Source organism: uncultured Thiodictyon sp., assembly GCF_903946935.1.
Classification (GTDB): Bacteria; Pseudomonadota; Gammaproteobacteria; order Chromatiales; family Chromatiaceae; genus Thiodictyon.
The window spans coordinates 57,901-83,192 of sequence record NZ_CAJAXH010000089.1 but is presented as its reverse complement, the minus strand read 5'-3'; the positions used below and the strand labels follow the sequence as shown (position 1 = coordinate 83,192).

Sequence of the window (25,292 nt, the reverse complement as noted above, 5' to 3'; positions counted from 1 at the left end):
TCATCCCCGGCGCCAGGTGGTCCCGCCCGCCCCGTCTTCCAGCAAGATGCCGGCCGCGGCGAGTTCGTCGCGGATGCGATCCGCTTCCGCCCACTGTTTGGACTTCCGGGCGGCCAGTCGCTCGGCGATTCGCCGCTCGATGGCCTCGCCGGTCATCTCAAACTCCCCGTCGCCAATCCGCGCAAGACGGGTGCCGATCGCGTCGCCGCCCTGCAAATAGGCTTCCGCATCCCCCTGGACGATACCCAGCACCTCCCCCAGCGCGCGCAGTTCGGCCCCCAGACCAGCCGCGGCCGACTCATCCTGGACTCGCACACGGTTGATCTCGCGCACCAGGTCGAACAGCACGGCGAGCGCCACCGGGGTGTTGAAGTCGTCGTCCATGGCGACGGTGAAGCGCGCCCGGAAGGCCTCCCCGCCCGCGGGTGCCACGTCCGGCAGGCCGCGCAGCGCGGTATAGAGTCGGGTCAGCGCGGCACGGGCGTTATTGAGGTGCTCGTCGTCATAGTTGAGCGGGCTGCGATAGTGACTGGTGAGGATGAAATAACGCACCTCCTCCGGCCGGTAGCGCTCCAGGATCTCACGCACGGTGAAGAAGTTGCCCAGCGACTTGGACATCTTCTCCTCGTTCACCCGCACGAAACCATTGTGCATCCACACGTTGACGAAGGGCACGCCCGTGGCGCCCTCGGACTGGGCGATCTCATTCTCATGGTGTGGAAACTGGAGGTCCGCCCCGCCGCCGTGCAGGTCGAAATGATTGCCCAGGCAGCAGGTGGACATGGCTGAACACTCGATGTGCCAGCCGGGGCGGCCCGCACCCCAGGGCGAAGGCCAGGACGGCTCGCCGGGCTTGGCCGCCTTCCACAGGGCGAAGTCGAGCGGGTCGCGCTTGGCCTCGTCCACCTCCACCCGCGCCCCGGCCCGCAGCGCCGCCGGGTCCTTGCCGGAGAGCTTACCGTAACCGGGAAAGGCGCCGACCGCGTAATAGACGTCGCCGTTGTCCGCGGTGTAGGCCAGGCCCTTGGCGATCAGGGTGCCGATCATCCCCAGGATCTCGGGGATATGGGCGGTCGCACGGGGCTCGGCCGTGGGTCGCTCGCAGCCCAGGGCGTCGGCGTCCTCGTGCATGGCCGCGATGAAGCGCTCGGTGAGCTCGGTGAAGGACTCGCCCCGCTCCTGCGCCCGGCGCAGGATCTTGTCATCGATGTCCGTGATGTTACGCACATAGGTCACCGCGAACCCCAGGTGGCGCAGGTAGCGGTAGGCCACGTCGAAGACCACCATGACCCGGGCGTGGCCCAGATGACAGAGGTCGTAGACGGTCATGCCGCACACATAGAGGCCGACCTGCCCGGGGACGAGTGGGATAAAGGGCGCCTTCTCGCGGGTCAGGCTGTTGTAGATCTCAAGCATCTCGGGCATTCCGGGTGGCAGGTTCGGGCCTTACGCGGACCCGACGTCGGCGGCGTCCGACTGGTCCGAGGGCAAAACCGGTGTGATGCCGACATGGTAACAAAGCCGGATCGCCGGCAACGCTGAGATTCCGCACCACAGACAAACCGGGCACTTTGCGGGCCTCGCTAAAGTCCGTAACATGGCCGCCAAACCGACCCGGCCGAGCGCCGGCCCCTCAGTCCTGGGACGCCATTGGAGACCAGATGATCAAGCTCACCACCAACTACGGCCCGATCCTGATCGAGCTGGACACCGAGCGCGCCCCGCTCACCTGCGCCAACTTTGAACAGTATGTCCGCGACGGTCACTACGACGGGACCCTGTTCCACCGGGTGATCAAGGGCTTCATGATCCAAGGGGGCGGCGTGACCACGCACTTCCTCCCCAAGGCCACCCGCGCCCCGATCCAGAACGAGGCCGGCAACGGGCTCAAGAACCTGACCGGCACGCTCGCCATGGCCCGCACCATGGACCCGCACTCGGCCAGTTCGCAGTTCTTCATCAACGTCGCGGACAACGCCTTCCTGGATCATCCGGGCCAGGACGGCTGGGGTTACTGCGTCTTTGGCCGGGTGGTCGAGGGGATGGACACGGTGAGCGCCATCGAGGCGGCGAAGACCGGCGGACACCATGGCCACCAGGACGTGCCCGAGACGGATGTCGTGATAGAACGCGCCGAGGTGGTCGGCGCTTAGGCGGGTGCTCGGCATGATCGGAAGCAAAGCGAGCGACCGGAGCGAATCCGGGGAGACCCTGTTCATCTCCGACCTGCACCTGGCGCCGGAACACCCGGCCACGGTGCGGCTGTTCCTGCATTTTCTGGCGCGCCGCGCGCGCCGCGCCGACCGGCTCTATATCCTGGGCGATCTCTTCGACGCCTGGATCGGCGACGACGACGACACCCCCTGCTATCTGGAAGTCCGGGCCGCGCTGCGCAGTCTCACCGGGGCCGGCACGGTCTGCACCCTGCTGCCCGGCAACCGGGACTTTTTGCTCGGCCGCGCCTTCTGTCGCGACACCGGCTGCACCCTGGGACGCGATCCCACCGTCATCGAACTCGCTGGCATCCAAACCCTGTTGATGCACGGCGACCTGCTGTGTACGGCCGACCTGGACTATCTGCGCTTCCGCCGACAGGTACGCAACCCTCTGGTAAAGCAACTGTTCCGGTGGAAGTCGTTGGCGGCCCGCCGGGCCATCGCCGAGGGCTACCGGCGCCACAGCGGCACCGCCAAGACCGAGAAGACCGCGGTGCTCATGGACGCCCAGCCCACCGCCGTGGCCGACTATCTCCGCCGCTTCCAGTCCACCCACCTGATCCACGGCCACACCCACCGCCCGGCGGACCATCAGCTGACCCACGACGGGCAGGCCGCCCGGCGCACCGTACTCGCGCAATGGCAACCGGAGCGCGGCGAGGTCCTGGTGCATCGCGCCGGGGTCTGGCAGCGCGAACCCGTGTTGCCTACTGGAACCCCAGGCTGATCCCGGCCGACTTCAGCAATTCGGCCTCACGCTCCAATTCCAGAAGATTCAGCGGGTGCTGGATCAGCCACTCGTCGGGGAAGACCAGGGACAGTGTGTCGCCGTCGACACGCAGTGTTGGCCTGGGTCGGTTGGTGGTGGAACGCCCGCGCCGCAACAACACGGCCAGGCGCAGGATGACACACAGGCGCCGGGCGCAGTCGCGGATGCCCGGGGGCAGGCCGGCGAACTCCTGGCTGGGAAACTTACGCCGGTGACCGAGCACGAGTGCGGCCAGCACCGCCTGCTCCTGGCGGGTGAAACCGGCCAGATCGGCATTGCGCAGCAGGTAGGCACCATGCTTCTGGTATTGACTGTGGGCGACCATGAGGCCGATCTCGTGCAAACGGGCGGCCCAGGCCAGCATCCGCGGATGACTGGGATCGGCCAGGCCCCAGGATGCCGCCACCTGGCGGTAGAGGCCCAGCGCAGTGGCCTGGACGCGGCGCCCGTGGGCCTGGTCGAGTTGGAATTGGCGCGACAGGGTCAGCACCGTGCGCTCGCGCACATCGGCGTGGCCGTGGCGCCCCATCATCTCGTAGACCAATCCCTCACGCAGGGCATAGTCCGAAACCTGCATGTGCTTGATGTCCAGGGTTTGAAAGACCGCCCGCAGGACCGCGACGCCACCGGCCAGGACCGGCTTGCGCTCCTCCGGGAGCCCCTTGAGGGCCAGGCTTGCGACCCGCCCGGCGCCGACCAATGCGTCGCGCAGGCGCTTGAGGGCCGCGGCGGAGATCCCGTTCTCGCTCCAACCCTCCGCCTCCACCACCGCGGCAATCGCCTTGATCGTACCGGAACTGCCCACCGCCGTCTGCCACCCGGCCTGCCGAAAGATTTCGCGCACTGGGCGCACCTCAATGGCGCCGGCCAACTGCGCCTTCTCCATGGCCTTGGCCGACACCCGACCGTCGACGAAATAACGCAGGCTCATACTGACACAGCCCATGTGCAGGCTCTCGCGTAGCTGGGCGGAGAACTCCTGACCGACAATGATCTCGGTGCTGCCGCCGCCGATGTCGACCACCAGGCGGCGCTCCGACCCGGCGGCCAGACCGTGGGCCACCCCGAGATAGATCAGCCGCGCCTCCTCGCGCCCGGCGATGATGTCGATCGGATGACCCAGGGCCGCCTCGGCGCGCTCGATGAATCCGCTCTCGGGCCGGACCTGGCGCAGGGTGTTGGTGCCGACCGCCCGCACGCTGCCCAAGGGGAACTCACTCAAGCGCTGGCCGAAGCGCTCTAGGCAGGCGAGCGCGCGCTCTGCCACCTCGGGTAGCAACAGCCGGTCCGGGGTGAGACCCTCGCCGAGGCGCACCGACTCCTTCAGGCGGTCAACGATTTGCATATGACCGTCGTCGATACGTGCGACGATCATGTGGAAACTATTGGAACCTAGGTCGACCGCTGCGACCGTCTCATGCGGCACGCCGTGCTTGGGTGGGGGGGGCGCTTCGGACATAACGCAATCTAGGGGGCCGTTGGAGAGGGGCCCTCATGGTAGCAGACCGGGCCGAATCGGCCGTCGCGAGCTCGGGTCGCGAGGCCGTTAGAGAAGAATGATCCATACTATTGCAAATATTTACTTGCCAATCTGCCATATTTTTGTTAGATAGCGAAAATTGCATTGTGCGCGTGTTCCGAGGTAACGGAAATGTTGGACCCTGAAGGCGGCTTTGGCGAGGAGACGATCGAGGCGACGCCTCCCCCCATGAGCGCGGATGACCCCCGGGGCTCCGCCCCCAACCTGGCGATTCGTCGACGCATCGAGCGGATGCGGGAGCTCAAGAACCTCCGCGAGGTCTTGGACGATCCCGATTTCGACGACCTAGCCTAAAAAATGCGGCGGCCGGTAGGCCGCCGCATTTTTTTATGGATCACGGCTGGCCGGGTGCCGGGTCGCGGCCCGCGCGGTGCAGGCGGATGTCGATGGGTGAGCGGGCGTGGAGGTTGATGTCGCGCTGAGGGAAGGCGATGCCGATCCCGTGTTCGCGGAAGGTCCGCTCGATCGCCAGATGCATGTCCGTCATCACCCCTTGGCGGACGTCCATGGTCTCCAGGTAGCAGCGCAGCACCAAGGTTAAGGCGTTATCCCCGAAGGCGTCGAGGGTGGCCAACGGCGCCGGGTCATCAAGGACGCGCGGATGGGCTGCGGCGGTTTCCGTGAGCAGGGTCAGGGCCAAGCGGGCGTCGGCCCCATATTCGATGCCGACCGTGATAGTGATCCGGTTGAGCTGATCGGTCAGGGTCCAGTTGAGCAGGCGCCCGGTGATGAACTCCTTGTTGGGTACGATCAACTCCTGGCGGTCCCAGTTGCGGATGGTGGTGGCACGGATCTCAATCTTGGTCACGGTGCCGGTGGTCGTGCCGATGGTGACCACGTCCCCGACCCGCACCGGGCGCTCGAACAGAATGATCAACCCGCTGATAAAGTTTGCAACAATCTCCTGCAGGCCGAACCCGATACCGACGCTCAACGCCGCCACCAGCCATTGGACCTGAGACCAACGCAACCCCAGGGCACCAAAGGCCGTCAGCACGGCAATCGCGGTAATCGCATAGCTCACCAGGGTGCGCACAGCATAGCGTGTGCCCGCATTGACCGAACTGCGCTGCAACAACAGGATCTCGATCAAGGCCGGCAGGTTTTTTGCCGCCACCGCGGCGGCTGACAGGATGATCAACACCAGGCCGACATCGGCCGCGGTAACCGGCGCCAACACCGCGGTCCCGTCCACCAGATTGGTGTAATGCCACAGGGTCAGCGTCTTGAAGATGGCCAGCGCCGGCAACATCGGCGACCAGATCAGCCATAACCCCAGGATCGCCAGCATAAAAATGCTCGCGCTCAACAGTTGACGCGTGCGCTCATCCAGACTGGCCAGGTCCGCCGCCGCCTCCACGGCCGGCGCCGGGTCCGCGAATTCGTCGTCGTCGGCCGCGGCCTGGGCGCGCCGTGCGGCCTGGCGCTCCAGGGCCGCCTGCAGGGCCAGACGGCGGCGCGTGTAGACCAGCCAGCGCACGATCACCTGCTGTATCAACACCAGCCCCAGGGCCCACCAGGCGGTCTCCAGCAGCGACCCAAAGAGGGTGCCCGCGGTATAGAGGTAGCCGAGGATGGCCACCACCGCCAGTGCCAAGGGGACACCGACAATCGTGAAATACCAAAAATTGCGCAGGCGACTGGCCCAACTTGCTGGATGGTCCTCCAACAGGGATGCCAGGACCCCGGTGCGGGGATGCAACAGGATGCCCAGGAAGACTGCCGTACCGAACATGGAGGCAATCGCGGCAAGCCGCCCAAGGACCTCGATGCGGCCCATCTCCTGACCGCGATAGGCGCTATAGGCGACCAGGGCCGTCAGGACGACATAGGGTGTGAACCAGCGCAGGTGCCGCCTGATCTGGAGCAGGACTTGGCCCTCCCAGCGGAAGTGACGGTCGGCGACCCCGCCGGGGATGCAGGTCGTGCGGAAGGCGCGCAGAAAATACAGCCCCAGCGAGACCTTGACCAGGGCGGTCCCGACCGCGCGGGTAAAGGCCGTGGCCTCAATGGAGACGGCCAATTCACGGCCCACCACCAGAAAGGCGAGCGACAACGGCAGGGCCGCAAGCGCGGTCAGTCCAATCGCCTCCAGCGTGTAGGAGAAGCGATCCGTGCGGACGCGGCGCAGCGGCTCGGCGGTGGCCAGAATCGCCCGCTTGATGACCGCCTGCTTCCAAAACAGCACCATCACCGCCAACAGACCGACCCAGGAGAGCGGCGAGTGTTGGAGCTCGTAGGCCAGCACCTGGACGACCTCGCGCCAGCCTGCGGTCGATACCAACCAGGCCAGCGCCCCGGGGACGGTGGCCAGGACCCCGATCGACAGGGTTGCAGCGTTGCGCACCCATAGCAAATGCTGGGCGAGGAAGTCGTCATAGTCGGTCGCGGTCTGGATCAACGCGGCGGCGGCATCGTTGAGCTCGACCTGTTTGCGGATGTAGGCGTCGATCCCGGGTAAGGCCTTCTCGATCAGCGAGCGGCGCTGCTCCAGCAGGTCCCGCAGTTCGTCGCGGACCTGCGCGCCTTGTGCCTCCGGTTCGTGTGCAGTCACCTCGGTCACGGCGGCGTCCAGGTCGCCGAGCTTGCGCTGTTCCTCGCGAAAGTGGATCTGACGCAGGCTCGCAGCGGCGATCTGGTCGTTGCGGGCGGCGATCTCCCGACTCAATTTGCGCAGATCCGGCAACTCCCGGCGCCGGTCGTCCAGGACCAGGCCCAGGGCCTGATTGACGCCCGCCACCTCGATCCGCTCCCGGGCGCCCCGGAAATCGCCCTCGATGCGCTTTTGCTCCCGTTCGGTCTGCGACAACTGTGCATTGAGCTGATCGAGTTGTCCGGCCAGGTCCCCCAGGGTGGCGGTGAGTTCGGCATTCTCCTTGGCGGCCTGCTGCACCAAGGGATGCTTGTTCACGGCCGCCCGTTGCGCGGCCTCGGTCTCGCGCCGCGCCTCTTCGGCCTCGCGCTTGCGACGCCGGTCCTGCTCGCCCTGGAGTTGGGTCTGACGCTCCTTGAGTGGCCGCAGGCTCAGGGCAAGCTGCTCGCGTTGGGCACGATAGAGGTCATCGCGCATCCCCTGACTCGCCAACTCTTGTTCGAGCGCACGCGATTCGGCCGTCAGCGCCAAGCGGTGGGTCGCCTGCACCCAGGCACTGGCCTGGGTCGCCGCGGTCGCTTGCGTGGGGGCCGCCGCCGACCGCCCTTGTGCATCCAGCTCATCGATGGCCTGACGCAGGTCGGCAATCCGCCCGCGCGCCTCGCTGGTGCGGCCACCGGTGCCGTCAATCGCCTTGTCGAGCTCCGCGATCCGCGCCTCGGTGGCGGTCAACTCGGTACGGGTCTTGATGAGTCGCGCACTGAGTTCGTCGTCGTCCAGGGCAGCGAGCTGGGCGGGGGTGAGACCGGCGGCGGCCGGCTTGGCGGCCTCCTGGCCGGCGGCGAGCCGATCGCGCAGATCGGCTGCCTGGCCGGGGGCATCCTCCAGTGCGCGGGTGTACTCGGCCGCCTTGGCCGTGAAGGTCTGGGCCATCTCCAGATAGGACGCGGCGGCCCGGTAGGCCGTGAGCAAGGCCGTCCGGGCAGCCTCGTCCAGACCCTTGGCGGACTCGGTCTCCTTGATCCGGGCATTGATCTCGGCCGCGCTCGGAATACCCGGCAGGCTGGCGCCGCTCGTGGTCGCCGCAGCGGGCGCCGCAGCGGGCGCCGCAGCGGGCGCCGGCGCTGCCGACAGGGGCGCGAACGACCCGAGCATCAGCCCGATGGCTAACAGGGTAAACACGAGCAACCCCGGCAGGCCGGCCCACCGCGGGCCGGTACGGTGCGGCGCGGGTGCGCGATGAATGTGAAATTCGTGAGTCATGTGCAGATGAAGGTGCCTGGATTGACCAAATGATCGCATCTAACTCACTATCTTATCAGAATTTATCAGCGCGCCTTCGTGAGCGAACGCTCACGCACCGCACCCGTCGGCAGCGCCAGAGCGCACGGGAGTTCACGCCATTTTTCTGGGATACTGACGCGTCTATGGAGGCTCTAATGACCGAAACCCCCGCCAACGATATCGCCGCCCTGCGCCGCATCCTGAAGGCCAACCACACCATTGCCGTAGTCGGCTTGTCCGCCGAATGGCATCGGCCGAGCTTCTTTGCGGCCAAGTAATTTCAGCCAAACGTCCCATCTGAAGGCGACCGAAACCCATGGCCGACCACCAGTTCCAACCCGAGACCCTGGCGATCCACGCCGGGCAGATCCCCGACAGCGCCACCGGCGCCCGCGCACTGCCGATTTACCAGACGACCAGTTTCGTCTTCGACACCGCCGAACACGCCGCCTCACTCTTCAACCTCCAGACCTTCGGCAATGTGTACTCGCGGATCTCCAATCCGACGGTGGCCGCGCTGGAAGAGCGGGTGGCCGCGCTGGAGGGGGGACGGGCAGCGGTTGCATCCGCCAGCGGCATGGCCGCGGAGGCGATGGCCCTGATGACCAATACGCGCTCATCGAACGCCAGATGCGCCAGGTGGAGGGCGCACCCGGCGCCTCCGGGCTGCTTGCATTCGGCGTGAAGGGCGGCATCGAGGCCGGCGTGTGCGTCATCGAAGCGGCGCAATTCATGAGCCACCTGGCCAATATCGGCGACACCCGCACGCTGATCATCCACCCCGCCTCCACCACGCACCGCCAGCTCGATGAGGCGCAGCAGGCCGCCGCCGGAGTGCGGCCGGACATGATCCGACTGTCGGTCGGCTGCGAGCATATCGACGACATCCTATGGGATCTCGATCAGGCGTTGAGTCGCGCTTGACGATTACAGTGGCTGCTCCGGGAACCATCCATCGGGAAGGGACCCGACGACCCGTCAGGTCACCCCCAGTTCGCCCAGACTGAGATTGCGCCCAGCCCGCTCCAGCTTCTCCGCGATCCGTCGGCAGCGCCGCTCCCGCTCCGGCCCCGGCGGGAGGGCGAGTGCAAGTTCCAGTGCGCGGCCCAGGTCGCCGCTGCGATGCTCATGGAAGCGCGCGAGCGCAGCGCGGGCCTCCGGGTCGCCGCGCGCGCAGAGCTCCTCCCAGATGCCGATTGCCCGCCCCCAGTCGCGGGACCGGCGATAGAGCCGGGCCAGGTCGTGCAGACCCGCCGCGTCTAGGTCGCGCCGGTTGGCGGCCAGGATGCGCAGGGCCTGCGCCTGATCGCCCCGGGCCTGGTGGGCGGCGGCGACCGATCGGCAGTCGGCGCCGAAGGCGGCCGGGTCGCGGTAGACGGCATCCAGCACCGGGAGCAGACCGGCCAGGGACAGCAGGTCGGCCCGGTTGTGGCGCAGCACGGCGGCGAGCGGTCCGGTTTCACCGCGCCGCAGCCAGTCCAGCCAGGCGGCCGGGGCGGCGGAGCCCGGGAGGTCGTCGGCCCGCTGCACCCCGAGCAGGCGGGACTCCGCGGTGGCGAGTCGGCAGTCGGGCCAGACGCGAGCGAAGGCGCGGCGCGTGGGGGCCAGCAGGTCCAGGTGGGGCAGCGCGGCCAACGGGTCCGGGCGGCCGGCGAGCCGGAAACGGGTGGTGAGCAGCGGGGCGTCGAAGCTGCGGCCGTTGTAGGTGAGCAGGCAGGCCGGCCCGGCGTCCGGGGCGAGCTCGGCCCCCATCAGGTCCAGATAGGCGGCCTCCGCGTCGAGGCGGGTCAGCAGGTATTGGCGCAGGCACCAACCGACGCCCGCGGCGCGCAGTAGTCCGGTGAGGAAGGCCCAGGTGCCGGTGCCGCCGGCCAGACCGCTGGTCTCGGTGTCGAGGCAGAGCCAAACCGAATGCGCTGCTGTGGGAGCGAGCTGCGGCCGCGATCCGGCTTCGCCGATTTCTGCGGCGTCGGGTCGCGGCTGAAGACCGCTCCCACCGGGGCTTGCCTCAGCTGGGGGCCAGGGCAGATGTTGGGGGACATGGGCGGAACCGAGCATGCCGCGGCCGTGCCGCAACCGGGCATCCAGGCGCCGCTCCAGCCGCAGCACCCCCGGGGCGAGAATGTCGGCACCCAGCACTGCGGCAAGTGCGGCCTCGTCTGGGGTCCGCGTCGTGGCGGGCTCTGGCACCGCCCGCCCGGTCGAGACCCGCCGCAGCCGCTCGGCCAGTGTTGGCCCGTCGGGCAGGGACGGCACCGGCGGCACCTCCGGTACGGCCGCCTGACCGCGAATACGCCGCAAGCGATCTTCAAATCCCATGATCAGACCGCCCCTTCCAACAGCCCCAGCACGGCCAGGGCCGCCGCCCGTGGCGTGATGGCCCGCGCCTCGTCCCCGGGCATGATGGGTCCGACACAGGCCGGACACCCACCGGTGCAGGCGCAGCCGGCCACCAGGTCTCGGGCATCCCTCACCAGGGTATCGGCCGCGTCATAGAGCGGCGCCGAGAGCCCCACCCCGCCCGGGTAGTTGTCGTAGAGAAAGAGCGTGGGCTCGAAGCGGTCGACACCCTCCCCGTCGACCGGGGCATTGTCCGGCCCGCGCAACTGGCCGCGCCCCTCGGCCCCCGTCACGGCGAACCAGGTCCCCTGCCCGTCCCCCACCGCGCGGCCCAGGTCGTGCAACTCGGCCATGGAGCGCAGCGCGGCCACATGGTGCAGGGCGTAGGCAGCGCCCAGGAAACCTTCTATCGCCTGCGCCCGGTCCGGCAGGGCGGACTCCAGCGCGCGGGGCTCGGCCTGCCACCAGACGGAGGTCGTGTGCATCTCTTGGTCGGGCAGGTCGATGTTGCCGTAGCCGATGTTGTCGTGGCTGTAATAGCGGATCTTCTTGTAGCCGGGGTAGCGGCGGACCAGGTGGACCTCGCCGTTGGCCGTGGCGCCCTGCCCGCAGGTGCGCCCCTCGAAGCGGTCCAGGATCTTGAGCCGCGTGTAGTCGATGGCGTCGGTGTAATAGTCCGCCTGGGTGCGGGTGACGAAGGCCTTGCGCCCCGGCCAGTCCAGGCGTTCTACCTGGTAGGGCTGGGCCTGGATCATATAGATGGCGCCGACATAGAGGGTGCCGGGGGCGCTCGACCAGTCGACCTCGGCGATGACCCGCTGGGTGCCGCCGGTGGTGTCGATCACCACAAAGTTGCCCTCCGCCACCGAGCGCAGCGAGACCGCGTTGGCCGGGTAGCTATCGGCCACCCAGAACCACTGGTCGCCCTGGTGTTGCAGCACGCCCTGGTCGCGCAGATAGGACAGCATCTCGGTGAGGTCCTCGGCACCGAAGGTCTCGCCGTCCCGGAACGGCAGCTCAAAGGCGGCGCAGCGCACATGCTCCAGCAGGATCAGGAGCTGGTCCGGGTGGATGCGGGCGTGCTCCGGGGAGGCGCCGAAGAAGAACTCCGGGTGCCGCACCAGATATTGATCGAGCGGGTCGCTGGTCGCGACCAGCACCCCGAGCGACGGCCGCAGCCGCCGCCCGGCGCGCCCCAGCCGCTGCCAGGTGGCGGCGACGGTGCCCGGGTAGCCGTTCAGGATCGCCACGTCCAGCGCGCCGATGTCCACCCCCAGTTCCAGCGCGGAGGTACACACCACCAGGTCCACCCGCCCGGCGCGCATCGCCTGCTCGGCCGCGCGCCGCTCGCTCGGCAGATAGCCGCCGCGGTAGGCCAGCACCCGCGGCGGGCGGCGCGGGTCCTTGTCGAACACGTCTTTCAGATACTTGGTGATCACCTCCACCATCAGCCGCGAGCGGGCGAAGACGATCGCCTTGAGCCCGACCACCGCGGCCATGCGGGCGATGCGGGTGGTCTGGGAGCGCGCGGAGGCGCGGATGCCCAAGTCCGGGTTGATCACCGGCGGGTTCCACAGCAGCAGGTGGCGCTCACCCTGGGGGGCACCGCTCTCGGTAATGGCCGTCACCGGCTCACCGCACAGGCGCTGCGCCAGTTCCGCCGGATTGGCGATGGTGGCGGAGGTGAAGATGAAGGTGGGCCCGACCCCGTAGAAGCGGCAGACCCGCCGCAGCCGCCGAAAGACATTGGCCACGTGGGAGCCGAACACACCGCGATAGCTGTGCAGCTCGTCCACCACCACGTAAGCCAGCCCCTCGAAGAACTGCGCCCACTTGGTGTGGTGCGGCAGGATCGCCTGGTGGAGCATGTCCGGGTTGCTGACGACGATATCGCCACGGGTGCGCACCGCCTTGCGGGCGTCGCCGGGGGTATCGCCGTCGAAGGTATAGGCGCGCACGCCCTCCCCGCCCGCGGTCTTGAGCGCCCGGCCGAGTTCGATCAACTCGGCCACCTGGTCCTGCGCCAGGGCCTTGGTGGGGAAGAGATAGAGCGCCTTCTTGCCACCCCGCAGCACCGCGTCCAGGACCGGTAGGTTGTAACAGAGCGTCTTGCCGGAGGCGGTCGGGGTGGCGACCACCAGGTGCCGGCCGGCCTGGGCCAGGTCGAAGGCCTCGCGCTGGTGGGAATAGAGCTGGGGCAGACCGCGGGCGGTCAGTGCCTCGCGCAGACCCGGCGCCAAGTCCGGCGGCAGGTCGAGCAGGCTGGCCGCGGTGGCCGGGCGGACCAGGTCACCGCAGATCCGGGCACGGTAGCTTCGCAGCAGGCGGGCCTTGAGGCGGATGACGGCCTGGTCCGGTGCGGGCATCTTGGTTGATTCCGGACCTGAATCTGACCCTGAATCTGACCCTGAGTCTGACATGGCGGGCTGGTCCCGTGGTGGTATGGCGCAGCCGACAGGTTACACCAGAGCACCCCGTAGGGTCCGCTGTGCGGACCGCACCCCGCGCGAGCCCAGCCGGCAACAGGTCCGCACAGCGGACCCTACCGCCTAAGACCCCTTCGGCTGGCCCCGCCGGGGCTTGGGACCGAGCAGGCCCTCCAGGCTCTGGGCGTCCAAGATCCCCAGGAGCCAGCCGTCGAGCTCATCCATGGCGGCAGCGTCCACCCGGTGGACCACCCACCGCGGCAGGGCACCGAAGCGGCGCGTCAGCAACAGCTTCAGTCCGTCGGCCTTGCCCTTGACCTCGCCCTCGGCCTTACCCTCGGTCTTGCCCTCGGTCTTGCCGATCGCCTCGCCCTTGGCGAAGATCTCTTGATAGGCCCGTGTCTGTTCCAAAGGAACCAGTACCGGTAACATGGTGCGCAACTCCTCGTTAGTGAGTAATGGGAACCGTTCCATCAGCCAGAATTCAAGCATCCGTTCCAGGGTGGCGCGGGCTGTCGGCTCCAGAGATGCTGCCTGGATGGTACTCCAAGCGTGCGGAGCGCGTGCCCGCAGGTCCACATCGGTTTTGATGATCAGCGGGACGAACACCGAGACATAGGGATTGTCCGGCTCGCGCTCCAGCCAGCGCGGCAGAATCTCGTCGAGGTAAGCTGCCGTACACAAAGGTGGCACGGCGCCCGGTGGCGCTCCCGGATCGTCGGCCGCACGCAGGAAGACCAGCATACCCCGAACCGCGCGACCCGGGTGCCCCTCCCCGTAAAGGCCGATCTTGGTCAGCAGGTTGAACCAGGCACCCGGGGCCGGTTGTGCCTGAAACTCGATGATATGGACAGGCCCATCGTGGTCTTCGGGTTCATAGATGCCGTCCAAGCGCCGTTCGATGCCTTTGAGCACCAGGGACACAAAGCGGTAGGGTCCGGATAAGGTCAGGCCGTCGGAGAGTACCCGGAACGCCTCGGCGCCGGTCGCAAGGAACTCATAGATCGAGGGATCGGTTTTCATGTCGTCGGGGTCGCTGCCGGCCGGGCCTTCAGGATAACCCAAACCCCGTAGGGTCCGCTGCGCGGACCGAACCCCGCCCAGACCCCACCGCCGCAAGGTCCGCACAGCGGACCCTACCCAACTGATGGACTGATGACCAGTCCCGATCTACCATCGGCGGCGAGGTTGCATAGGAGGCAACACCGCCGGATGTCAGCCTTTTGACCAGGTCCATCAAGCAGGGTATCTTTCAACTGAAGGTTGCAATCTCTCACCCAGTTGCCGCGGATGGCCCTGCATGTCCCTCACGAAGATCTTCATCTCTTACGCCCACAAGGACATCGACTGGCTCAACCTCCTGCGTCAGCACCTTGGATGGTTAGAAAACAACGAACAGATCGCGGCGTTCGATGACCGCCAGATCCTGGCAGGCGAGGAATGGGACCGGCAGATCAAGGAAAGGCTCGAGAACGCCGACATCATTGTCCTGTTCATCTCCCGCCACTTTCTGGCCTCGAAATACTGCACCACGCTTGAGCTCCGCCGGGCGATCAAACGCCGTGAGGAAGGCAGCGCCCGTATCGTCGGCATCCTTGCGCGTGAGTGCGATTGGGACCCGCTGCCGATCTCCAGAATTCAGATCCTCCCGAAGGATGGACCCAAGCTCAAGCCATTGGCCGATTGGATCGGGGAACGGGGGCGCGACAAGGCTTACACGCAAATCGCCAAGCAGATCCGCAAGATCGTAGAAGAAACCGCGGCGAGCGCTGCCGCCCCTATTGTGGCGGCAACACCCGCGGTCCCAGCGGAGGCCCAAACGTCGCTGATTTCCATCCCGAAGCTGGAATGGCCCAGTGACCTGGGCCTTGGAATGCCGGACAGCCTGCTGTTGCGTCCGGAGAGCGCGGTGGTCCCGTTTCACGACTACCGGCGGACCCTGGTCAACGAGGTCTGCGCTTGGGCCTTGACCCCGCGACCGCGGATCGCCGTTCGCCTCCAGGCCGGTGAGGGCGGTATCGGCAAGAGCCGGATGATGATCGAGGTCTGCCGTCGCCTGGTGCGTGACGAGGGATGGCACGCGGGCTTCCTATCGAATGGGGCTGGCCTGTCCACCAATCTCGCCTCCGAGTTCACGCACGGCAAGCCTTGCCTGGTCGTGATCGACTACGCGGAGACCCGGCGCGCCGAGGTCATTGCCCTGACGCGGACGGCGCTTCGGACTCAGGGTCAGCCCCAAATCAGGATCATGCTGCTCGCCCGTGAGGGCGGAGACTGGTGGGACCAGCTTGCCGACGGTGCCGCCGCCGACCAGGTGGCCGCCACCCTTCTGCGTAGCCCGAGCACCAAGACCGGCCCCTACCGCATGACCCGGGCCGACGTGCCGCCCGACCTGCGCGCCGAGGTATTTTCGGAGGCGATACGGGCACTGGCGCAGGCCCGCAGCATCCCAGTCACTGGGACCGAACCGCCGGACCTGTCGGCGGACCATTTCGGCAACATCCTCCTGATCCACTTTGCCGCACTCGCCCGACTCAGGGGCTTCGAGTCGAGCCGCGACATCGAACTCCTGGACGGGGTTTTGGGGCACGAACGGCAATACTGGCAACTCCTTCTCGCCGAAGACCCGGAGGCCGCAACGGTCCTGCCGGCGTTTGAACAGGTGCTTGCCCTGATCACCCTGCTGGGCGGCACCCGCACGGCGGCGGACACCAAGGCCGTCATCGCGGAAACACCCCAGTGCAAGGGGCGACCAAGGGAGTGGCTTGAGCGACTCTTCGCCCAATTGCGGCAACTCTATCCGCAGGAGGGCGGCGTCTCGGCCCTGCTGCCCGACCTCCTCGGGGAGCGCCTGGTCGCCCGCGCCTTGATGCAGGATGACGAGTTGTTGGACATTGGCCTGGCACGCGGCCGCGATCAGGCGGGTGCAAAACGCGCACTGACCGTCCTGACCCGGCTCGCCCAACGAGACCCGACTCAGCAGGCCCTGCTCAGCCGTGCCCTGGAACGGCACCTTGCCGACCACCTCAAGCAGTGTTTGGAGGTCGGCAGCGAGACGGGCGAGCCGATGCCCGCGACGATACTCCAGACAGTGCGCGGAAAACCCGAGGCCGCCGAACGCCAACTCATCGTTCCACTCTTACAGGCCATCCCGAAGGACACGGCCAACTTGCGCGGACTCGCGGCGGCGATCGCACAGATCAATGTCGAACTGATCGACGAAGGAGCCAAGACCAAGCACGGGAGCAAAATCAGGGTGCAAATTCTTTCGGGTTACGAGGGGGCAGCGGAACGATATGAGGCCGTCTGCGACTGGACTCGGGCGACCGAGGCACGACAGCGTGTCTTCGAGCAGCTCCGCGCCACTTGCAAGCAGAGCAATCCCCAGGACTTGGCTCGCTTGAGCACTGCGCGCGTCAGTCTTGGCAATGCCTTGAGGAAGATCGCCGACTACGAACAGGCTCTGAAGTTCGGATGGGAGGCTGAATCCGGATTCCAGCGGCTGGCCGAGCGCGAGCCCCATGTCCATCAGGCCAACTTGGCAACTGCTGTGATGAATGTCGCCAACGGACTCGGGGATCTCGGCCGCTTTGACGAGGCTGCTGAAAAGGCGCAGTCGGCCGAAACCATGTGGCGAAAACTGGCCGAGCAACGGCGCCAGAGCGATCCCTACCGCGCAGAATGGGCAAGGTCCCTTGCAAATCTCGCCGGCCACCTCCGCAACCTCGGCCGCTTTGAGGACGCCATCAAGAACGCAAAAGCAGCCGAGGAAATCCGCCACGAGTTGGCCGGACGCCAACCGGATGCCTACCGTGCGGATTGGGCAATCTCACTTGGAAATCTCGCCGGCCACCTCAGCGACCTCGGCCGCTTTGAAGATGCCATCGAGAAGGCGCAGGCAGCCGAGGAAATCTGCCGCGAGTTGGCCGAGCGCCAACCCGATGCCTATCGTGCGGATTGGGCAAGGTCGCTTGCAAATCTCGCCAGCCATCTCAGCGACCTTGGCCGCTTTGACGATGCCATCGAGAAAGCGCAGGCAGCCGAGGAAATGTGGTGCGAGTTAGCCGAGCGTCAACCCGATGCCTATAGGGCGGACTGGGCTTGGGCGCTTGCGGCCTTAGCAGAAGCCAGCGTCAATGCCGCCGATTTTCCCGCCGCATTGACAACGGCGAGCAAGGCCGTCGACCAGTGCCAGTCGCTTGAGCCAGAACGTACGAGATCGCGCGAAGACCAGATCGGCTGGACCCACCGCGTTTACGCGGCAGCCCTACTCGGGAATGGAAACCCATCGGACGCACACGCTCAAGCCTCGAGAGCCCGAGAGACCCTCCGCGGCATCTACGACCAACGCCCTTCAGTCGCCGCCGAAGAACTCGCAAAGGCGACCCTGATACAGGCGCGTTGTCTGAGGGCGCTCGATCGACCTGACGATAGCGCAACCGCGATCAAGGACGGCTTGATGCTGCTCTCCCCACTGATCGAACGCCATCAAGCCAAGCTCGGCCGGGTGCTGCGTGAGCTGATGGCAGAGCTCAACGAGGTCGCCCCCGAATCTGTCGCCAACTCACCAGTGGCAGAAATTGCCCGGTTGCTCGAATACGAGCCTAGCCAGAAGTGAGGGAATGGGAAGGAAGCGCCCTGCCCGCGGCTGACGTACCGTCCATGGCCTGGATTCCGGCGTCCCGGCCGGAATGACGGAGGATTCGCCCAGTCTATGGAACGCGGTCACGCAACCGCCGCCGGCCCCGGCACCTCGAACACCTCCCACAGCGGGATCTCGACCGCCTCCAGCGTGACTGAATTCACAACTTCATCGGCGGCAAACACGGTACCCTTGTCATATCCGTCGGCGGCCAGTAGAAACCGGATGGCGTAGTGCTCCAAGGGATCGACGACCAGGTATTCGCGGACCCCGGCACGTTCATAGAGCGCCTTCTTATCGCGCAGGTCCCTGGCCGAGGTCCCGGGGGACAAGACCTCGACGATCAGGTCCGGGGCGCCTTCGATGTGGCTGGGGGTGATCTTGCCGGGGTCGCAGACCACCAGGATGTCCGGCTGGACCACGTCGGACTCAGAGAGCTTCACATCGGTGGGGGCGACGAAGGGGCGACAGGGCTTGCCCCGCAGTTGCTGTTCGATCCGACTGGACAAGCGCAAGACCACGTCCTGGTGCTTGATTGAGGGCGCCGGGGACATGGCATAGGCCACCCCGTCGATCAACTCCCAACGCTGGTCATCCGGCCAGGAGCGGTAGTCGCTCCAGGTGAAACGGTCAGCGGACTGGGCAAGCACGGGTAGCGACATGGATGCCTCCGATTGGGTGGATTTCTGGCTCCCACGGTCCAGCGTCGCGTGCGAATTCGGGCCGCCGGAGCGGCCAAGACTGCATTCCCACGCTGGAGCGTGGGAACGAGATTAGAAACCCAGCAATCAACGCCTGACCGAAGCGCTGACGATGGGTTTCGCTGCGCTCAACCCATCCTACGGGAATACGTTCACCGTCTCTGGCGCGTGGGAACGCGATCAACCCGCCGGCCGACGGCCGTCAAGTCGCATGCCGTATCGCATCGGGCAAGATGATATTGAACTCCAGTACCTCGTGCGCTTCCTCTTGCTCGTAGTTGACCGAGACCGCGCTCATGTCCACGTCCACATACTTACGGATCACGTCCAGGATCTCGCGCTGGAGCTGGGGCAGATAGGAGGGGCGATTGCGCGCGGCCCGGTCATGGGCGACCAGGATCTGCAACCGCTCCTTGGCCACATTCGCCGTCCCGTCGGGCCGGGAGTTGCGGAAGTAGTCGAGTAGACCCATGGCTTATCCCCTGAACAGGCGGTTGAAGAAGCCCTTTTTCTCCGCGGTCATGAAGCGGTGCGGCACCTCCTCGCCGAGGTAGCGGGACACCGCATCGGCATAGGCCTGACCGGCATCGCTCTCGCGGTCGAGGATCACCGGCACCCCGGCATTGGAGGCGGTGAGCACCGCCTTGGACTCGGGGATGATGCCCAGCAGGTCGAGCGAGAGGATGTCCTGCACGTCCTTGACACTCAGCATCTCCCCGCTCTCCACCCGCGGCACGTCATAGCGGGTGAGTAACAGGTGTTCGCGGATCGGCTCGGCATTGGTCTCGGCCCGGCGCGACTTGCTCGAGAGGATACCGAGCATACGGTCGGAGTCGCGCACCGAGGAGACCTCCGGATTGGTCACCACCACCGCGTCGTCGGCGTAGTACATGGCCATGGTGGCGCCGTGCTCGATCCCCGCCGGGGAGTCGCAGACGATGAAGTCGTAGCTCTGGGAGAGCTCATCCAGCACCCGCCCCACGCCCTCCTTGGTCAGGGCCTCCTTGTCACGGGTCTGCGAGGCCGGCAACACATAGAGGTTGTCGCACCGCTTGTCGCGGATCAGGGCCTGATTGAGATTGGCCTCGTGGTTGATCACGTTGACGAAGTCATACACGACCCGCCGTTCGCAGCCCATGATCAGGTCCAGGTTGCGCAGCCCGACGTCGAAGTCGATGACAACGGTCCGGTGGCCCCGCTGGGCCAGCCCCATGGACAGTGCAGCGGAGGTGGTGGTCTTGCCCACACCGCCTTTGCCCGACGTGATTACGATGATTCTCGACAAGTTACCGCCCTCCTTACTTGGGTGTTCAGGCACCTGCTCAAGGCACCCTGGACCCGCCGTTTAGCCTCAAATTTTCTCGATCCGCAAGACCTTCTGGTCCAGAAAGACCTGCACTGGTACACCCCGCAGGTCCGCCGGGATGTTCTCGCTGATTCGGTAATGCCCGGCCACCGAGACCAGTTCGGCCTGGAGGTCCTGGCAGAAGATGCGCGCGTCGGCATTGCCGCGGTTACCCGCCAGCGCGCGTCCGCGCAGGCAGCCATAGATATGGATGTTGCCATCCGCCGCCACCTCCGCGCCCGAACTCACTGACGCGACCACCGACAGGTCGCCGCCCGCCGCATAGATCTCCTGTCCGGAGCGCACCGGGCGGGTCACCAGGGTGAAGGTCGGCAGGCCCCGCCGGGGCGTCTCCGGCGCCGGCTCGGACGCGGGTGCCGCCTTGCCTGGGCGCAGATAGGCATCCCCTAGAATCGCCAGCTCCATCGCCTCGGCCGCCGCATTTTGCGTCTTGGTTCCGCCGCGTACACCAAAGGGTATCATCCCATACCCACGCAGCAGACCCACCAGGAGTGGAAACTCGACCGCCCCCCCCTCTGGAAAGCCCCCGAGGTCGATCACCACCGGCGTGTGGCGAAAGAAGTCCGGGGCCTGCTCCACCTTGACGCCGATCTGCTCGGCCAGCGCCTCCATGTCGCCGTTCAACAGGCGAATGACTGGCAAGGTAAAACCCGCCGCCTTCAACTCGAAGGCGGGGGGTGCCTCGCCCGCCGATGATCTGAAATTCACTGCCATAATGCTACCCCTTAACGGCAAGACGGCCTAGCAGCCTGTCGGACTTGATGGCGTAACCGATTGATTAAACAGGAAAACGACTTTTTGGCGCAAAAGAGGAAACTCTTTGCATTCAATCGGTTGCATCACTAAGTCCGACAGCCTGCTAGTGCCGTTATGTTCCTTCGGTTGCGGTCAACCGTCATTCAGCCCGGCGGCCACTGCATCTGGCGCCCACCCAGGACGTGCAGATGCAGGTGAAATACTGCCTGCCCCCCGGCCGCGTTGCAATTGAGCACGGTGCGATAACCCGTCTCCGCGATGCCGGTAAGGCGCGCCGCCTTGGCTGCGGCCAGCAGCAGCTGACCGAGCAATTCCGCGTCCTCGGGTTGCGCGTCGTTCAGCGTCGCAATGGGCCGGCGCGGGATCACCAACAGATGGACCGGGGCCTGGGGCCCCAGGTCGCGGAAGACGAGGACATCGTCGTCCTCATAGACCAGGTCCGCCGGGACCTCGCCGCGGGCAATCTTGCCGAAGATGGTGTCGGTCATGGGACAGTCATCAGAAGTTAGGGGTTAGGGACTCGGGGCTGGATCACAGGGTGCGTCGCCCGCTAAAGGCGAGCGCCAAGGTACCGCCGTCGACATGCTCCAGCTCACCGCCCAAGGGGACGCCATGGGCGATGCGGGTCACATGAACCGCGGCCGCCCCGGCGCACTCGGCAATATACTGGGCGGTGACGCTGCCCTCCACCGTCGGGCTGATGGCCAGGATCAACTCAGTGACCTGACCCTCGCGCAGACGCGCCTCCAAGAGGTCCAGCCCCAGTTCCGCGGGGCCGATGCCGTCGAGCGGCGACAGGTGCCCGCCCAAGACGAAATAATAACCCCGAAAGTCCGTGGCGTGCTCGATGGCGACGATTTCCGAGGGCTGCTCCACCACACACAGTAGGCTCGGGTCGCGATTGGGGTTGGCGCAGAGTCCGCATTGCTCGTGCTCGCTCAACGTGCGACAGCGGCTACAGCGGCGGATGCGGGCCATCGCCTCGCCCATCACCCGCGCCAGCCGACTGCCGCCGTCGCGGTCGCGCTCCAGCAGGTGGAAGGCGATCCGCTGGGCGGACTTAGGCCCCACCCCCGGCAGACAGCGCAGGGCGTCGATCAACTGATTGAGTAGGGTGCGCTCGGCCATGGGGTGTCAGTGCGCTCGGCCATGAATGGTCATAATGGATCGATCAACGGAATCGCTCAGGGGACGGCCGCCGGACTGGACGCGCACGGCCGCGATCCGCACTAAAAGGGCAGCTTGAAGCCGGGGGGCAGGGGCAGACCGGCGGTCAGCTCGGCCATATTTTCTTTCGTCTTCTCGGCCACCCGCTGGGACGCGCCATTGAACGCGGCGGCCAACAAGTCCTCCAGCATGTCCTTGTCGTCGCCCATGAGCGAGGCGTCGATCTCGACGCGCTTGACCAGGTGCTGGCCGTTCATGGTGATCTTGACCATACCGCCGCCGGCCTCGCCCACCACCTCCTCCGCCGCGAGCCGTTCCTGGGCGTTCTTCATGTCCTCTTGCATCCGTTGCGCCTTCTTCAACAAATCGCCGATTCCGCCTTTCACAATGCACTGCCTCCAGATTGGCGACGGCGGCCGCACGGCCAGGTCGCCGGGTTGATAAAAAAGTGTACAGTCAGTCCACCGGCTCGATACTGCCCGGGACCCACTGGCCATCGAATCGATCGCGCAGGCGCCGTCCCACCGGGTCGGCCGCCAGGGTGTCCTGCGCGGCCTGCGTGCGCGCCTCCTGCTCCCGGGTGAGGCGTTGCGCCGGGGTTTCCTGCTCGGGCCGGATCACCCGGATCTCCAGGCGCAGGGGGGGGCCCAGGACGGCCTCCAGGGCAGCACGCAGGCGCTCCTCGGTCCCCGGCGAGCGCAGTTGTTCCGCCCCCGGGTCCAGGTTCAAGACCAATCGACCCGCACCTTGCTCGATGAATTCGCAATGGTGGGCGAGCTGGCTGGCGATGCCACCCACCCCCAGCCGGTCGACCAGACGATGCCAATCGGCGGTGCTAGCGAGGGTCACCGCCGACGCGCCCGCCGCGACTGGTGCGGGTGCAGGTGCAGGAGCGGGCGCGGCAGTCGGTCGGGGACGACCCGCGATCGGGGGCTCGGCCAGCGGGGCGCTCAGGGCCGGGGGGGCGTTGCGGCCCACCGCCGGGTCCCGCACCGCCGGCGGCCGGGCGGCGATCTCGGCGCCCTCCGCGGGGCGGAAGGCCAGTGCGCGCAGCAGGACCATTTCGAGTCCGGCGCGCGGGTCCGGGGCCAGCGCTAGGTCCGCCTGACCGGTGAGCGCGACCTGATAATAGAGTTGGATATCCGCCGCACTCAACCGACCGGCCAGGGCCGCGATGCGCGCGTACTCGGGGTCGTCCATCGGCACCGTCTCCGGCACCTGCTGGAACAGGGCCAGGCGGTGCAGCAGACCGATCACCTCGCGCAGCAGCTCGCCGAAATCCGGGGTCAAGGCACTGGCACTCTCCACCTCGGCCAGCAGCTGCGCACCGTCGGCAGCGGCCAGGGACTCGATCAGGCCGAAGGTCAGATCGCCGCTGACGCTGCCCAGCATGGCCCGCACCTCGGCCTCGGCGACCCGGCCGGCCCCATAGGCGATCGCCTGATCCAGCAGGCTCAGACCATCGCGCATGCTGCCATCCGCCGCGCGCGCCAACAGGGCGAGGGCGCCGGGCTCGGCGTCGATGCCTTCGGTCTCCAAGACGAAACGCAGACGCTCCCGGATCTCCTCGGGCAGCAGCCGACGCAGATTGAACTGGAGACAGCGCGACAGGACCGTCACCGGCACCTTCTGCGGGTCGGTGGTGGCGAGCAGGAACTTCACATGGGGCGGCGGCTCCTCCAGGGTCTTCAACAACGCATTGAAGCTGTTGTTGGAGAACATGTGTACCTCGTCGATGAGATACACCTTGAAGCGACCGCAGGCCGGGGCATAGGGGACATTGTCCAGCAGGTCGCGGGTCTGTTCGACCTTGGTGCGCGAGGCCGCGTCCACCTCCAGCAGGTCCACAAAACGCCCCGCGTCGATCTCCCGACAGGCGCTACAGACCCCGCACGGGGTGGAACTCACGCCCCGTTCGCAATTCAATGCCTTGGACAGGATGCGCGCCAGGGTGGTCTTGCCGACCCCGCGTGTGCCGGTAAAGAGATAGGCGTGGTGGAGCTGATCCCGGTCGAGCGCGTTGCTCAAGGCGCGCACCACGTGCTGTTGGCCCACCATGTCGGCGAACGACTTGGGGCGCCATTTGCGGGCGAGCACCTGGTAGGTCATGCGCTTAAGGGACCTGTCAAGGGTTGGGCCGGAAGTGGCGCTGGGATGGCGCGCAGTGTAACCGAATGCGGCAGCGCGCGGCGAACGCACGACGGATGACGCAATGATCGAACGATAAAAATTTGGGGGACGCCCATGGACGGGCTTACACAGATTGATCGATGACCGCACCGCGGTGCCGCCCCGCCGCAAAGAGGGGGGCGGCAGTCTGCGCCAGCCACACCCCGGCGCACGCATCCACCGTTGCGGCTGCTCCCTTCCGGGCCTGACCGGGTTCACGGTTTCGCGTCGCGAGGGGACCGACGCAGACTACCATCGAGATCGGGCGGCAGACCCAGACAAACAGGCCAGGGCCACAACCCGGGGCGCAGAGTAACAAAGCCGGCCGGACATGACAAACGACGACCGCCGGGCACGGCCGCAGGCCGTGACCTTGATCAGGCACCGGTGGGCCGATTGCCCTCTAGCACGTAGAGTTATCGAGCCCGCCCCCCGCAGCTGCGCGCACGCACGCCGATGTCCGAGGCCTCAGCCTTGGCAGGACCGGGCCATCACAGCGCCAGGACCCAGGTCCGTGCGGCCGGCACGGCAATGCCCGTATCCGCGCTGAATAATCGCTCGGTACACGCCAGTTGTTCCTGATCCAGCTGCCTGCCGACCGCGAGCCCATCCGGCTCCCATAGCCGCCAGTAGACCGCACGCGCCTCCTCGCTTGGCAATCCATAATACTGGGCCAGCCGCTCAATCGTCGGCTCGGGTTGGGCCTTCATATCATCCACGGTCTGTGAGAAGGCACAGATGAACGCGATCACCGCGGCCCGCTGCCGGGCGTCGGTCACACTCGACTGATTGACATTGGCGACCACGCCCTGATAGGCGCCGATACTGCCGCGCAGATCGCCCAGGCGCACAACGCCGGCCTTGAGCGAATAGGGCGGATTGAGCAGGGTGGCATCGAGTTGCCCAGCGATGAGTTTCTCATAGCGCAGATTGGTCGCACCGGCGCGCACCCAATGCAATCGCGCATACTCTTGCGGTGCCGGATAGCGCCCATGCAGGTAGTGGCGCAGCGCCCGTGCATAACCGCTGTCGGTATCGATGCCGACGACCGTCTTGCCGCGCACCGGCTCCAGCTCGCCGCACAGATCCAGGATCCCGCCGTGTACCGGCATGACGGCGGCGATATCGCTATCGTGGTCCTGCAGCGCCATTGACAGTGTGTCGTCATACGACATGAATACGATGTCGGCTTGGTGCGCCGTCAGGGCCGCGTGGGCCTCGTCGGCGTCTTTCACATAGTTGACTGCGACGTCCATCAGGCCGGCGCGGCTGGCCGTGTCGAGAATAAAGGCGGTGATGTCCCGAAAGGCGCAGATGCGCATG

At 66.6% G+C, this 25,292-nt stretch carries 22 protein-coding genes and 1 other RNA gene; 7 read left to right on the top strand and 16 right to left on the bottom strand.

Annotated elements, in window-relative coordinates; genetic code table 11:
- Positions 1 to 1,416 (bottom strand): cysteine--tRNA ligase, encoded by a 1,416-nt coding sequence (gene cysS / locus QZX93_RS08295; protein ID WP_295384294.1) that lies wholly within the window; start codon positions 1,414 to 1,416, stop codon positions 1 to 3.
- 245 nt (positions 1,417 to 1,661) lie between these two features.
- Here cysS and QZX93_RS08290 point away from each other — a divergent pair, with 245 nt between their 5' ends.
- Together QZX93_RS08290 and QZX93_RS08285 are read left to right on the top strand one after the other, a co-directional pair.
- Positions 1,662 to 2,153, top strand: coding sequence for a peptidylprolyl isomerase (locus QZX93_RS08290; RefSeq protein WP_295384296.1), 492 nt, complete (start codon positions 1,662 to 1,664; stop codon positions 2,151 to 2,153).
- A gap of 13 nt (positions 2,154 to 2,166) precedes the next feature.
- Entirely contained in the window at positions 2,167 to 2,943 is a 777-nt protein-coding gene (locus tag QZX93_RS08285) for a UDP-2,3-diacylglucosamine diphosphatase (RefSeq protein WP_295384298.1), read from the top strand.
- On the opposite strand, the gene QZX93_RS08280 is transcribed toward QZX93_RS08285, so the two are convergent.
- A complete protein-coding gene (locus tag QZX93_RS08280; RefSeq protein WP_295384300.1) occupies positions 2,924 to 4,444 on the bottom strand; it encodes a Ppx/GppA phosphatase family protein in 1,521 nt (506 codons plus the stop codon). The genes QZX93_RS08285 and QZX93_RS08280 overlap by 20 nt on opposite strands.
- 192 nt (positions 4,445 to 4,636) lie before the next feature.
- On the opposite strand from QZX93_RS08280, the gene QZX93_RS08275 reads away from it, so the two are divergent.
- Entirely contained in the window at positions 4,637 to 4,819 is a 183-nt protein-coding gene (locus tag QZX93_RS08275; RefSeq protein WP_295384302.1) for a PA3496 family putative envelope integrity protein, read from the top strand.
- Positions 4,820 to 4,859: 40 nt separating this feature from the next.
- Here QZX93_RS08275 and QZX93_RS08270 read toward each other — a convergent pair whose 3' ends face one another.
- Positions 4,860 to 8,300: a mechanosensitive ion channel domain-containing protein gene (locus tag QZX93_RS08270; RefSeq protein WP_295384304.1), complete on the bottom strand. Its 3,441-nt coding sequence runs from the start codon at positions 8,298 to 8,300 to the stop codon at positions 4,860 to 4,862.
- A gap of 257 nt (positions 8,301 to 8,557) precedes the next feature.
- Between QZX93_RS08270 and QZX93_RS08265 the strand changes: the two genes are divergently transcribed.
- From QZX93_RS08265 to QZX93_RS27305, 3 genes are read left to right on the top strand one after another with little or no spacing between them, the layout of a single operon-like run.
- A complete protein-coding gene (locus QZX93_RS08265) occupies positions 8,558 to 8,680 on the top strand; it encodes a hypothetical protein (protein ID WP_295384305.1) in 123 nt (40 codons plus the stop codon).
- A gap of 38 nt (positions 8,681 to 8,718) precedes the next feature.
- Positions 8,719 to 9,087, top strand: coding sequence for a PLP-dependent transferase (locus QZX93_RS27310; RefSeq protein WP_366759969.1), 369 nt, complete (start codon positions 8,719 to 8,721; stop codon positions 9,085 to 9,087).
- Entirely contained in the window at positions 9,033 to 9,326 is a 294-nt protein-coding gene (locus QZX93_RS27305) for a PLP-dependent transferase (protein WP_366759967.1), read from the top strand. Before QZX93_RS27310 ends, QZX93_RS27305 begins: the two co-directional genes overlap by 55 nt.
- Before the next feature lie 54 nt (positions 9,327 to 9,380).
- Here QZX93_RS27305 and QZX93_RS08255 read toward each other — a convergent pair whose 3' ends face one another.
- The 3 genes from QZX93_RS08255 to QZX93_RS08245 form a co-directional block, all read right to left on the bottom strand.
- Positions 9,381 to 10,721, bottom strand: a complete 1,341-nt coding sequence (locus QZX93_RS08255) for a ribonuclease H-like domain-containing protein (RefSeq protein WP_295384306.1) — start codon at positions 10,719 to 10,721, stop codon at positions 9,381 to 9,383.
- Positions 10,722 to 10,723: 2 nt separating this feature from the next.
- A complete protein-coding gene (locus tag QZX93_RS08250) occupies positions 10,724 to 13,108 on the bottom strand; it encodes a DEAD/DEAH box helicase (protein WP_295384308.1) in 2,385 nt (794 codons plus the stop codon).
- Between the two features lie 183 nt (positions 13,109 to 13,291).
- Entirely contained in the window at positions 13,292 to 14,191 is a 900-nt protein-coding gene (locus tag QZX93_RS08245; RefSeq protein WP_295384310.1) for a DUF2887 domain-containing protein, read from the bottom strand.
- A gap of 277 nt (positions 14,192 to 14,468) precedes the next feature.
- Between QZX93_RS08245 and QZX93_RS08240 the strand changes: the two genes are divergently transcribed.
- Positions 14,469 to 17,786 carry a toll/interleukin-1 receptor domain-containing protein gene (locus QZX93_RS08240; RefSeq protein ID WP_295384312.1) on the top strand — a complete coding sequence of 1,106 codons (3,318 nt, stop codon included), beginning with the start codon at positions 14,469 to 14,471 and terminating at the stop codon, positions 17,784 to 17,786.
- Between the two features lie 107 nt (positions 17,787 to 17,893).
- On the opposite strand, the gene QZX93_RS08235 is transcribed toward QZX93_RS08240, so the two are convergent.
- The 10 genes from QZX93_RS08235 to QZX93_RS08190 all read right to left on the bottom strand — a co-directional run bounded on the left by QZX93_RS08235 (position 17,894) and on the right by QZX93_RS08190 (position 25,291).
- A complete protein-coding gene (locus QZX93_RS08235; RefSeq protein ID WP_295384314.1) occupies positions 17,894 to 18,472 on the bottom strand; it encodes a Uma2 family endonuclease in 579 nt (192 codons plus the stop codon).
- Positions 18,473 to 18,713: 241 nt separating this feature from the next.
- On the bottom strand, positions 18,714 to 18,983 hold the full coding sequence (minE, locus tag QZX93_RS08230; RefSeq protein ID WP_295384316.1) for a cell division topological specificity factor MinE: 270 nt from the start codon (positions 18,981 to 18,983) through the stop codon (positions 18,714 to 18,716).
- Between the two features lie 3 nt (positions 18,984 to 18,986).
- Positions 18,987 to 19,796, bottom strand: a complete 810-nt coding sequence (gene minD, locus QZX93_RS08225) for a septum site-determining protein MinD (protein WP_295384318.1) — start codon at positions 19,794 to 19,796, stop codon at positions 18,987 to 18,989.
- Between the two features lie 66 nt (positions 19,797 to 19,862).
- Entirely contained in the window at positions 19,863 to 20,591 is a 729-nt protein-coding gene (minC, locus tag QZX93_RS08220) for a septum site-determining protein MinC (RefSeq protein ID WP_295384321.1), read from the bottom strand.
- A 185-nt stretch (positions 20,592 to 20,776) separates the two neighbouring features.
- A complete protein-coding gene (locus tag QZX93_RS08215) occupies positions 20,777 to 21,121 on the bottom strand; it encodes a histidine triad nucleotide-binding protein (protein ID WP_295384324.1) in 345 nt (114 codons plus the stop codon).
- 43 nt (positions 21,122 to 21,164) lie between these two features.
- Positions 21,165 to 21,761, bottom strand: coding sequence for a recombination mediator RecR (gene recR, locus QZX93_RS08210; protein WP_295384329.1), 597 nt, complete (start codon positions 21,759 to 21,761; stop codon positions 21,165 to 21,167).
- A gap of 101 nt (positions 21,762 to 21,862) precedes the next feature.
- Complete coding sequence (locus QZX93_RS08205) at positions 21,863 to 22,189, bottom strand: YbaB/EbfC family nucleoid-associated protein (RefSeq protein WP_295384368.1); 327 nt, start codon at positions 22,187 to 22,189, stop codon at positions 21,863 to 21,865.
- A 67-nt stretch (positions 22,190 to 22,256) separates the two neighbouring features.
- Positions 22,257 to 23,909, bottom strand: a complete 1,653-nt coding sequence (gene dnaX, locus QZX93_RS08200; RefSeq protein WP_295384332.1) for a DNA polymerase III subunit gamma/tau — start codon at positions 23,907 to 23,909, stop codon at positions 22,257 to 22,259.
- Positions 23,910 to 24,117: 208 nt separating this feature from the next.
- Positions 24,118 to 24,214: signal recognition particle sRNA small type (gene ffs, locus QZX93_RS08195), an RNA gene on the bottom strand.
- A 246-nt stretch (positions 24,215 to 24,460) separates the two neighbouring features.
- A complete protein-coding gene (locus tag QZX93_RS08190) occupies positions 24,461 to 25,291 on the bottom strand; it encodes a hypothetical protein (protein WP_295384334.1) in 831 nt (276 codons plus the stop codon).
- Between the last annotated feature and the right edge of the window lies 1 nt (position 25,292).